This window comes from Deltaproteobacteria bacterium, assembly GCA_020848745.1.
Classification (GTDB): Bacteria; Desulfobacterota; Binatia; order UTPRO1; family UTPRO1; genus UTPRO1.
This window is the reverse complement of record JADLHM010000049.1, coordinates 1-11292: the sequence shown is the minus strand read 5'-3', so window position 1 is coordinate 11292 and position 11292 is coordinate 1. Positions and strand designations below refer to the sequence as shown.

Genomic DNA, 11292 nt, shown 5'->3' with positions numbered 1-11292 from the left:
CTGAACTTCGGCCATTCGAGGAGCGCCTCCATGACCGTGAGCGTCTTCCGCCCCTCGCCCCGCCAGTCGCTCACCTGCCCCGGCTTGTAGATCTTCGGTGTGCGGAAGAGCGCGGCGCGATCGAAGACGTCGCCATCCGGCAGCCACCGCACGGTGACCGGCACGCCGAGGCGATTGGCGAGCCGCACCTCTTCGAGGGCGGTCGTCGCCGGCTTCTCCGGGGTCGTCTCGACCAGCACCTCGATGCCGCGCTTCAGGATCACGACGAAGAAGACGCGCGCCCCGACCGACGCGACGAACTCGTAGCAGGCGTCGACGAGATCGGCTGGCGTGATGACGCGACCCCGCATCTCGATCATCTCGGTCGCGCGCCCGAGAACGCGGATCGTCGGCGCGCTCCGCCCGCAGGGGCACGGCATCGACGACATCTCGACGAGGTCGCCGGTGACGTAGCGCACGAGCGGCATCACCTCGTGGACGAGCGAGGTGATCGTGAGGACGCCGGGGCTCCCGGCGGGAACCGGCGTCATGGTGGCGGGGTCGAGGAGCTCGTGCTCGAAGAGGTCGGTCGCGAGGTGCAGACCGCCCTCGGTGCAGCCGATCGCGAGCAGCATCGTCTCGTTCGAACCGTAGATCTCGACGACGCGCACCTGCCACGCATCGGCGATCCACTTCTTGAAGGCCGGCGGCAGAACGGCGCCGCCGAGCAGCACCGCCTTCAGGCTCTTGCACTCGCGAACGACGTCGATGCCGAGCTCCCGGCCCGCCTCGCGGAGCAGGACCATCTCGAACGGCAGGGTCGCCAGGACCGACACCGGCAGCTGCCGCATGAACTCGAGCGCGCGCCCGAACGGCACGTCCCAGCTCATGCTGCCGGCTGCGATGTGGCAGCGTCCCGTCCGCCGCAGCACCTCCTCCATCAAGAAATGGACCGGCGCGAAGGACGGAAAGCGGTTCAGCAGCATCGCCTCGTCGGCGCCGAGCTCGGGAACCGCGTCGGTGACGATCGACGCCATCCGCGTGAGCTCGGTGAGCCCGCACCACGTGGCCACCGGCTTTCCCGTGGTGCCGCTCGACTCGTGATAGTGCCACGCGTGCGCGGGCGGTACGGCGAGCATCCCGAAGGGGCTCGCCTCCATGACGTCCTGCTTGCGCGTGAACGGCAGCGTCGCGAAGTCCGCCGGGTCCTCGAGCGGCGCCGCCGCGAGCGTCCGCGCGTACCACGCGCTCTTCCGGGCGCGCTCCACCGCGCCGCGGAGGAGCGCCCACCGCTGCGGGGTCACGCCACCTCCGAGCCCGCGGGACCACCACCGATCACGACGACGTCGTAGGACGAGAACGCGGGAGCCACGGAGGCCATGACTTAGCCGCTTCGACCGAGGCCGACAACCGTGCGGCGCGAACGTTTCGCGCGCTGGAGCGATGTCGTAAGCTCGCGGGTGCATGGCCGTCGCGCACGCGCTCACCATCGACGTCGAAGAGTGGTTCCACGACGACTGGCGCCCCGATCGCGGCGCCGACTGGCACGACCTCCCGAGCACGGTGGCGAGTGATGTCGCCCTGATCCTCGACCTGCTGGCGCACGCAGGGGCGCGCGCGACGTTCTTCGTGCTCGGCGACGTGGGGCGCCGGCAGCCCGATCTCGTGAAGCGCATCGCCGCCGCCGGTCACGAGATCGCGAGCCACGGCGATGCGCACCGGCAGGTGCCGACGCAGAGCCGCGCGCAGTTCGCCGCCGACGTGCGCGACTCGCTCGCGATCCTGAGCGATTGCGTCGGCGCCGTGGTCGCGGGGTATCGGGCGCCCTACTTCCTGCGGCGCGCCCGCGACCTCTGGGCGATGGACGTGCTCGCGGAGCTCGGCCTACGCTACGACACGAGCTATGCGCCGGTGCGATGGATGCCGTACCTCGGCCGCGGCATCCCGCGCGCGCCCTATCGCCACCCGTGCGGGGTGTGGGAATTCCCGCTGCCGTTCGCCGAGCGCTTCGGCGGCTGGAACCTTCCCTATGCCGGCGGCGGTCCGCTCCTGCGCTTCCTCCCGTATCGCGTCGTCGAAGACGCCCTCCGCACGCACGAGACGACCGTCGGACCGGCGGTCGTCTACTGCCACCCGTGGGAGCTCGATCCCGAGGCGCGCTCGCTCCCGGGGACCCCGCGGCACGTCCGGCTCTGGAAGCGCCTCGGCCGCGCCCGCACGCTGCCGGCGCTCACGCGCCTGCTCGCGACCTTCCCGTTCCGGCCGATCCGTGAAGTCTACGCGAACGAGCTGGCCGCCTGAGGCCGTGACGCCGGCCGCCGCGAGCGGCGACCGCGCGCCGCTCCGGCTCATCCTGCCGGTGCTCGCGAGCGCGGGCGCGGCATGGGTGCTCTGGCGGCTCGCGGCGACGAGCCCGGTGCCGCCGCGGATCGTCGTCGCGGCGATCCCGCTCTGGCTGGCGCTCTGGCTCGCGACCGTCCTGCTGCACGCGCTCCGCTGGCAGATGGTGCTCGGACGGCTCGGCACGCGGCTCCCGCTCCTGCGCCTCGCCCGCCTCTGGCTCGCGGCGCGCGCGGTCGGGGCGCTCGTCCCGTCGGGGACGCTCGGCGGCGAGCCGGTGCGCGCCCAGCTCCTCGCGGCGAGCGGCACGCCGACCGCGCGAGCGGCGGGCGCCGTGGCTCTCGACCGCACCCTCGAACTCGCCGGCAACATGATCGTCGGGCCGCTCTGCATCGCGGGCGCGATCGCGCTCGGCGCGGGATCGGGCACGGCCATGCTCTTCGCCGCCGCGAGCGCACTCGTCGGGCTCGTGATGCTGGCGGCGATCTACGTGCGCGGTATCCGGGGACGGCCCGCGCTCGTGCCGATCCTCGAGCCGCCGCTGCACCTCCTGCCGCGGCGCTGGCGCGCGTGGGCGCGCGGGCACGCCGCGCGCGCCGACGCGGCAATGCACGACGTCGTCGCCGCCCACCCGCGGCTCGTGCCCGCGGGGGTCGGCGTGTCGCTCGTGATCGAGGCGCTCCACCTCGTCGAGCTCGCCGCGCTCTTCGCGGTCTTCGCGGTCAGCGTGCCGCTGCCGCTCCTGCTCTCGAGCTCGATGGGCATCGGCGTCGCGCACGCGGTCCCGGTGACGGCGTCGCTCGGCACGCTCGAGGCGACGCAGGTCGGGGTCTTCACGGTGGGCGGCGAGCCGCTCGCGATCGGCCTCGCCGTCGCCGTCGCGATCCGCCTCGCCGAGACCGTCGCGATCCTCGCCGGGCTCGCCTGCCTCGCGACCGCGCCGGGTCGGCGGACGCCGGCGTGACGCGCGCAAAGCCGCCGGGCCGACCACGGTGCGCTCACGCGCGTCCTCGCGCCCACCGCCACATCTGCCGGAGCTCGCTCGGCGCGAGCGCGGCGAGCCCGGCCGCGTAGAGGAGGCCGCCGGCCAGGAGGTACGTCGCGAGGTCGGCGAGGCCCTCGCACGGGCGGAGCCGCGCCGTGACGTGCACCGCGACGCCGACCGCCGCCGCCCAGAGCCACACCGGCATCGTCGCCGACGCCAGGTGCAGCGCGGCGCGCTCGCGCGCGACCCGGAAGAGCCACAGGTTCGTCGCCAGCACGGCGGCGTTCGCGAGCGCGTAGCCGAGCCCCCCGGCGAGGAGCACGGCCGGCACGCCGAAGAGCCACGTGGTCGCGAGCCAGAGAAGCGCGAAGCGGAGGCTCGTCCGCGTGTCGCCGAGCGCGGCGAGCAGCGCCAGCACCGCCGTCGTCGTCGGGACGACGAGATTCACGAGCCAGAGGATGCGCAGGATCGGCAGCGCGGGCAGCCACTGCGGACCGAACACGAGCCGCGTGACCGGCTCGGCGAGCGCGAGCAGGAGCACGGCCCCCGGCGCGACGAGCGCGTGGGCCGCACGTACGGCGCCGTCGACGAAGCGGGCCAGCCTCGCCGGCTCGCGCTGCACGCGCGCGAAGGTCGGCAGGTAGACGCGGCTCAGCACCATCGACGCCCAGAGCGGACCGGTCGCGAGGGTCTGCGCCCACTGCACGTAGCCGACCGTCGCGGCGCCGGCCGCGAGGCCGATGAAGATGGGCGTGATCGAGTCCTTCAGCTGGCCGACGAGCACCGTGCCCTGCAGCGGCGCGCCGATGCGGAGGAATCCCCGGGCCCGCTCCCAATCCCAGAGCGGCCGCGCCGACCACGGGCTCGCGAGGGTCGCGAGCAACGCGCCGGTCGCGGCGCGCGCGAGGAGCGCGGCGCCGAAGCTCGCCGTCCCCCAACCCGCCCACACCAGCCCCACGACGACGACGTTGTAGGCGAGCGCCTGCGCGACCTCGACGAACGCGACCTTGCCGAAGTCGAGACGGCGCTCGAGCATCGCCGCCGGGATCGCCTGGAAGGAGGTCACGACGAGCGCGACGCCGACCATCCGGAAGAGCCACGCCTCCTCGGGGGGACGACCGTAGAGCGCGGCGAGCCACGGCGCGGCGACGACGGCGACGAGCGCGATCACGCCCATGATCGCCTCCTGAAGCGTGAAGACGGCGCGATACTCCTCCGGCGTCGGCTCGTCCGGGAGGCGGATGAGGCTCGCCTGGAGTCCCGCGCCGCCGCACGTTCCGAGGAACCCACACACGAAGAGCACGATGCCGAGGACGCCGATCTCGGTCGGACCGAGCAGACGCGCGAGGAGCGCGTAGCCCGCGAGGTTCAGCGCCTGCGCGAACACCTGACGGAGCCCGAGGAGCCCCCCGCCTCTGACCGCGTCCCGCGCGATTCCCGCGCCGCTCCGCGCCTCCATCCGCGACGCGTGTATCACACTCGCCCCCGCCGCTCGCCGTGGACGGGAGGACCGCGGGCCCCTGGCGGCCCGAACGGATCAGAACGCCTGCCGCGTCCCGAACAGGAATTGCACGCCGCTCGCGTCGACGTCGTCGATCCGCTGCGCGACCGCGAGATACGCTACCGACGGGAAAAACCCCATGAAGTCGTACATGCCGGCGACCCCGACGCCGACGCCGAGCGCGAAGTCGCTCGGGCGATAGAGCGCGGTGCGCCGATCCTCGACCCGGCCCGCGTCGAGAAAGAGCCGCAGCTGGCCGTGGCGGAAGGTCACCCAGTCGAAGAAGTTGTGGTCGACCTCGGGGTAGATCGTTTGCCGGAGCTCGAAGCGCGCGAGCGCGATGTTCTCGCCGAGCCGCTCGTCGACCGGCACGGCGCGCACCCCGAGATCGCCGCCGAGCGCGTAGCGGCCCTGATTCGGGACGCGCGAGTCGATCGGCGCGCTCCACGCGTTCATCAGCTGCAGCGCGAAGAGCGTGCGCGGCGTGAAGATCGGCTTCACGGTGCTCACGCGGACGCCCCAGTCGACGTAGTCGTACGAGCTGCCGAGCCCGCTCGCGAACCAGTCGCCGAAGAGCCGGACCTTGGTCTGATCGGTCGGATTGTCCCAGGCGTACTCGTCCGTGTAGTCGTAGCGGAGCCCGAGGCCCGCGAGCACGCCGTCGTCCCCGCGCCCGCGCCGCGAGTCGTCGCGGAAGTCGCCGCGTAGCGCCTCGAAGGTGTAGTACCCGTAGAGGTTGTGGCGGTAGGTCGTCGCGTCGTTGCGGGGACCGAAATGAAGCCGCGGCCCGACGTGCACGCCGACGCTGCGGTCCGAGAAATACGCGACCAGGCCGAGGTCCTTCGTGTAGTCGTAGCGCCGGCGCGCGACGAAGAGGCCCGAGAGGCCGAACTGGCTCGAGGTGACCGTGACGTCGGCGCTGTCGAGCACGACCTGCGGGAACCCCGGGACGGCGTCGTTCACGCGCTCGTCCTCGAGGAGCTTGCGATCGGGATCGAGGACCACGCGCCGGGCCCGCCACGGGGTCGCGATCGAGAGGTCGGCGCGCGCGCCGTCGCCGTTCCAGGTGAGACGCGCGCGCTCGTCGCCGCCGCGCCCGCGCACCTCGACCTCGACGACCTCACGAACGGGGCGCGATGATTCGCGGAGTACGCTGAAACGCTGCGCCCAGTCCTCCCGGTCGCCGGACGCAGCGGAGGCGCTCGTGCCGGGCGCTCCCGGCGCGTTCAGCTCGACGTCGGCGAGCGCGTAGTCGAGCGGCTCCGGATACGGCGCGGTCCAGTCGACGAAGACGCGATCCTCGGAGCGGCCCGCGGCGGTCGCCGCCGCCGCGCGGAACGTGCCGCCCTGCGGATCGGCGAGGTAGGCGTCGAGCGCCCGATCGAAGGCCGGGATGCCGATCTCGTTCCGGAGCTTGGTGAAGACCGTGCGGCCCGGGGGACGGTCGCGGCCGAGGCTCTCGCGGTCGTCGCGCAGGACCGAGGCATGACGCTCCTCCGGAAAGAACGTGCCCGCGAACGGCAGCTTCGGCGCCGACTCGAAGCGGTCGACGATCGCGAAGACGTTGAAGAGGCCGATCCAATCGTAGACCGTGCGGTGCGCCGGGTGCGCCGCCGCGAGCCAACGATCGGCGAGCGCCGCGCTCACGCCTTCGACGACCCAGGGCGCGTCGGCGGGCGCCTCGCGCCGCGCGATCGCGTCCCAGAGGATCGCGGCGTAGAGCGCCTGCGCGAGCTCGCGCTCGTGGAAGTCGCGGAGCAGGCGATGCACGCGGAGCGTCCGGTCCGAGACGATGGCGAGGCTCGGACCCCCGGGCGCCGTGAGCTCGAGGCGGAGCGGCGCCTCGACGAGAACGATCGCCTTGCGCGGCAACGGCACGCCGGCGGGCCGCTCCCGCAGGATGCGCTCGACCGCGTCGAGCACCCGCGCGTGGCGCGCCTGGCCCGGCCAGAGCTCGAACGCGCGGCGCGCCGGCAGCTCGAAGTAGCCGACGATCGCGTGGTCGACGTCGCGGCCGTGCGGCGCGAAGTCCTCGGCGGCGAAGAGCGTCGGCGGCGAGCCCGCCGGCACGTCGAAATCGAAGCTCTCGGCGGGCGGCTCGGGGCCGAGCGTCTCGCCGATCAGCACCTGGTACGACGTCGGGGCGCGCAGACGGCCGCGCACGCCGGGCGGGCGGGTCGGGACCGTCGGGTCCCACCGGCCGTCGGCGGCGAGCGCGGGCAGCATCGGGAACCAGCCGTCGAGCGCAGTGACCCGTCCGTCGGCGACGCCGAAGACCCCGTAACGCTCGGGCATCACGGTCGTGAAGCGCGCGCGCACGGCCACCGCGGCGCCGGGCGGCAGCGGCTCCGGCAGCGCGACGCGCAGCAGCGTCCCGTCGAAGCGGCCGATCGCCTCGAGCCGTCCGGCGCCGAGCGGCGTCCACGCCGCGTCGGGCGTCGCCGTCGGCGCGCTCTCGAGCCCGTCGAGCGTGACGCCGCCCGCGACGAAGACCTCGCGCGGATAGACGAACGGACGATTGATGTCGTCGATCGCCGGATCGGGCGTCGCGAAGCGGTTCGGGTAGAGCACGAGCGCCACATCGGCGAGCGGCGCGGCGCTCGTATTGATGACGCGCACCTGCACCGTCCCGGTGATCGTGCGCGCCGCGGGATCGAGAGCCGCGTCGACGGTGTAGACCGGCAACCCGTCGTCGGGACGCGCCGCCGCGCCGGCGGCGATCGCCAGGGAGAGGCCGCAGCCGACGACCGCCGCCAGGAGGGCGCGACCGCGCATCATCGCGGTCACGCATCGCACAGCGCACCAGGTCGGACAAGCCGCGCCGGCGCGACTCGAGCGGTCTCGATATGCTCTTCGCGCTCCAGGTCGCGGCCGTGGCCCTCCTCGTCCGGATGGTGGCGCTCCACGGCTTCTTCACGGCCGACACGCTCGTCGGCCTCCTCCTGGTCGGCATCAACTCGGGATACTGCGGCTTCGTCGTCGCCCACGAGCTCATCCACCGCTCGTCGCGGACGATGCAGCAGCTCGGGCGGCTCATGCTGACCTCGGCGCTCTACGAGCACTTCTACACCGAGCACGTGCGCGGTCATCACCTGCGGGTCGGGACCGCCGACGACCCGGCGACGGCACGCTTCGGCGAGCACCCCGGCCGGTTCTTCCTGCGCACGGTGCCGGCGCAGTTCCGGAGCGCCGGCGGCTCGAAGCGAAGCGGCTCGGCGATGCCGACATGGCGTGGTGGGATCCGCGCCTGCTCCGCAGCCGGGTCGTGCACGGGCTCGCGCTCGGATGGGGCACGGCCTTGGCGATCCTGGTCATGCTCGGGCCGGGCGCCTTCGCGATCTTCCTCCTGCAGGCGCTGATCGCGATCCGCCTGCTCGAAGCCGTCAACTACTTCGAGCACTGGGGACTCGAGCGGCCGACCCGCCGCGTGCGCACCATCGACTCGTGGGACACCGATTCGTGGTTCACGCTCTACACGCTGGTCGGTCTCTCCCGGCACGCCGATCACCACGCCCACGCGTCGCGCCCGTTCCAGCAGCTCCGCTACTTCGAGGAGAGCCCGAAGCTGCCGTACGGCTACTTCGGCACGACGCTGCTGACGCTCTTCGCGCGCAAGCGCCTGCGGACGCTTCTCACCGCGGAGCTCGCACGACGACGGCTCGGCCCGTTCGCGCCCGAGGCGGCCGAGGCCTCGTAGCGCCTCCCGCGGCGCGCCGGGGCCACCGTTGAGCGAGGCGCGGCGACGCTTCTATGGTCCCCGCCCATGGCGAAGCGGCGGAGCGCCTGGTACGGGGCGCACCATGTCGCGTCCGGTCCGCTCGTCGCCGTTTGCGCCCGGGGTCTCCTCGCCGCCGGCAGCCGCCGCGCCGACGGCGCTCCACATGGTGGCGGCGTGATGCGGCGTCGCCACAAGCCGCTCCTGTCGGCGCGCGAGCTGCTGCCGCGCATCGCGCGCCACGGGATCCTCGGCGGCGCGCTGATCCTCGGCGCCCTCGGCATCGGGGTCGTCGGCTACCACCTGCTCGCGGGCCTCGGCTGGGTCGATGCGCTCTTGAACGCGTCGATGATCCTCTCGGGCATGGGACCCGTCGATCCGTTGCGGACCGACGCCGCGAAGATCTTCGCCTCGCTCTACGCGATCTTCAGCGGCGTCGCGTTCGTCTCGGCCGTGGGCATCGTCATGGCGCCGGCGGTCAAACACTTCCTGCACCGCTTCCACCTCGAGATCGCGCCCGACGACGACGAGGACGACCACCGCCCCCGGCCGCCGACCATCGACCCGGCGTAGTCCGTAGGAGCGGCGCGTGCCCCGCGCTCGCGGCGGAGCCGGGCGACGCTCCTCGCGGATGTCGCGAGGAGCGTCGCGTCAGTCGCCGCCGTCGAGACTCCAGATCCCCGAGCCTCGCGCGCTGATGAACAGGAAGAGGAAGCAGTAGAGCGCGGCAAGCTCGCCGCCGTTCATCGACGGCAGGAGCGCCTGGGTGCCGTGCCCCATCCAGTAGGCGAAGGCCATGAGGCCGCTCATCACGAACGCGACCGGCCGCGCGAAGAAACCGACCATGACGAACAAGCCCCCGAAGAGCTCGAGCGGACCCGCGACCCAGATGATGACGGCCGGCACGCCCTCCGGCATCGGCTGCGGAAAATCGAAGAGCTTCTGCATGCCGTGCCACTGGAAGAGGAACCCGGTTACGATCCGCAGGATTGCGTAGCTCTCGGCTTCCCGCGCGCGTATGAACTCCACATGCCACCTCCTCGCGTGCGGGATAGCCCGACGCGGCGGCGCGTCGCAAACGGGCGCGCACGCGATCGAATCCTCGGTGGCAGACGCCGGATCGCTCTGCTAGACCCGGCCCCATGCCGCAGCGGATCGTCCTCCTCGAACCGCCGTACGTCTTCTGGGATCGAGCGATGGATCGGATCCGCGACGGCGAGGAGAGCGTCACGGGTTGGGGCGTGCTCGTGCTCGCGGCGGTCGCGAAACGGCGCGGGCACGAGGTCGCGATCGTCGACGCCAAGGGCGGCGGCATCACGCTCGCCGAGGCGACGGAGCACGTCGCCGCGTTCGCCCCCGACGTGCTCGGCATCTCCGCCACCACGATCTCGATCCGCAACGGCGCCCGCATCGCCGCCGCCGTGAAGGAGAAGCTGCCGCACGTGACGATCGTCGTCGGCGGTCCGCACGTGAGCGCGGTTCCGGAAGCGACGCTCGCGGCGTTCCCGGAGTTCGACTACGGCATCTCCGGCGAAGGCGAGATCGCCTTCTTCGCGCTCCTCGACGCGCTGGCGGGCGGCGCCCCGACCCGGACCCTCCCGGGCGTCGTCGGCCGCGACGGCGACGGCGCCGTCCACGCCAACTGCCGCGCGCCCTACATCGACGATCTCGACGCGCTGCCCTTCCCCGCGTGGGAGGTCCTCGGCGGCGCGTTCCCGCACCGCTTCGGCCCGTCGATCTTCAACTATCGCTGCACGCCGATGGCGACCCTGGTCACGTCGCGCGGCTGCCCGTTCTCCTGCGCATTCTGCGACCGCTCCACGTCCGGGAAGCTCGGGCGCTATCACGGCGTCGAGTACGTGATGGAGATGTGCCGCATGCTCGCCGGGCGCGGCACCCGCCACGTGATGTTCTACGACGACCTCTTCACCGTGAAGAAGAAGCGCGTCGTCGAGCTCTGCGAAGCGATGATCCGCGCCAGGCTGCCGTTCACGTGGAGCTGCAACAGCCACCCGAATCTCCTCGACCTCGACACGATGAAGCTCATGAAGCGGGCGGGCTGCTGGCAGATCGCCTACGGCGTCGAGTCGGGGTCGCAGCGCGTCCTGAACGTCGTGAAGCACGAGGTGAAGCTGCCGCGCCTGCGCGAGACGCTCCGCATGACTCGCGAGGCCGGTATCCGCGCCAAGGGCTACCTCATGCTCGGTCACCCGACCGAGACCGTCGAGAGCATGGAGGAGACTCGCGCGTTCCTCGAGGAGGCCGACCTCGACGTCGCGCAGGTGACGAAGTTCACGCCCTACCCCGGCACCCCGGCGTATTCCACGATCCATCAGCACGGCACGTTCACCGAGGACTGGGAGCGGATGAACGCGATGAACTTCACCTTCATCCCGAACGGGCTCACCGAAGAGATCCTCGAGGAGTACTTCGCGCGCTGCTACCGCGCCTTCTACACGCGCCCGCGCGTGCTCTGGGGCCTCGCGCGCTCCTTCGCCGCGCAGCCGAGCTACATCCCCCGCTTCCTCGGATACGCCCGCAAGTACGTCGCCGGCGCGCGGGCGCGCCGCGGCGAGCGCGCCGCCGCCGCTCATCCTGCTTCCGACACCCCTCTGGCTGCCGCTCCGTGACGATCGGCTCTCTCGTTCGCGCGCTCCGCTTCGACGGCCTGTGGTGGAGGAAGTTCGCCTACCTCGGGAGCGTCTACGGCCCCGAGTGGTGGAAGCGGTACTCGCCGCCGTGGATCGCCGCGATCATCTTCCTCTGCGTCGG

At 72.5% G+C, this 11292-nt stretch carries 10 protein-coding genes; 6 read left to right on the top strand and 4 right to left on the bottom strand.

From position 1 onward, the window contains the following. Positions 1-1283, bottom strand: a 1283-nt coding sequence (locus tag IT293_06580; protein ID MCC6764311.1) for a phenylacetate--CoA ligase family protein, incomplete at its 3' end; no start/stop codon positions are given. 160 nt (positions 1284-1443) lie between these two features. Here IT293_06580 and IT293_06575 point away from each other — a divergent pair. After that, positions 1444-2280, top strand: a complete 837-nt coding sequence (locus IT293_06575; protein ID MCC6764310.1) for a polysaccharide deacetylase family protein — start codon at positions 1444-1446, stop codon at positions 2278-2280. 4 nt (positions 2281-2284) lie between these two features. Beyond that, positions 2285-3283, top strand: coding sequence for a flippase-like domain-containing protein (locus IT293_06570; protein MCC6764309.1), 999 nt, complete (start codon positions 2285-2287; stop codon positions 3281-3283). A gap of 34 nt (positions 3284-3317) precedes the next feature. Here the strand turns inward: IT293_06570 and IT293_06565 are convergent, their stop codons facing one another. Both IT293_06565 and IT293_06560 read right to left on the bottom strand, forming a co-directional pair. Then, a complete protein-coding gene (locus tag IT293_06565) occupies positions 3318-4763 on the bottom strand; it encodes an oligosaccharide flippase family protein (protein ID MCC6764308.1) in 1446 nt (481 codons plus the stop codon). 78 nt (positions 4764-4841) lie between these two features. Then, positions 4842-7583 (bottom strand): hypothetical protein, encoded by a 2742-nt coding sequence (locus IT293_06560; protein ID MCC6764307.1) that lies wholly within the window; start codon positions 7581-7583, stop codon positions 4842-4844. Between IT293_06560 and IT293_06555 the strand changes: the two genes are divergently transcribed. Then, the gene (locus IT293_06555; protein MCC6764306.1) at positions 7525-8502 is read left to right on the top strand and encodes a fatty acid desaturase; all 978 of its coding nucleotides are present in this window, start codon (positions 7525-7527) and stop codon (positions 8500-8502) included. The genes IT293_06560 and IT293_06555 overlap by 59 nt on opposite strands. Positions 8503-8568: 66 nt before the next feature. Further along, a complete protein-coding gene (locus tag IT293_06550; GenBank protein MCC6764305.1) occupies positions 8569-9093 on the top strand; it encodes a hypothetical protein in 525 nt (174 codons plus the stop codon). A gap of 78 nt (positions 9094-9171) precedes the next feature. Here IT293_06550 and IT293_06545 read toward each other — a convergent pair whose 3' ends face one another. Continuing rightward, a complete protein-coding gene (locus tag IT293_06545; protein MCC6764304.1) occupies positions 9172-9549 on the bottom strand; it encodes a DoxX family protein in 378 nt (125 codons plus the stop codon). A 113-nt stretch (positions 9550-9662) separates the two neighbouring features. Here IT293_06545 and IT293_06540 point away from each other — a divergent pair, with 113 nt between their 5' ends. Next, positions 9663-11150, top strand: coding sequence for a radical SAM protein (locus IT293_06540; GenBank protein ID MCC6764303.1), 1488 nt, complete (start codon positions 9663-9665; stop codon positions 11148-11150). Then, positions 11147-11292: hypothetical protein (locus tag IT293_06535; GenBank protein MCC6764302.1), on the top strand; the 146-nt coding region annotated here is incomplete at its 3' end. The genes IT293_06540 and IT293_06535, both read left to right, overlap by 4 nt.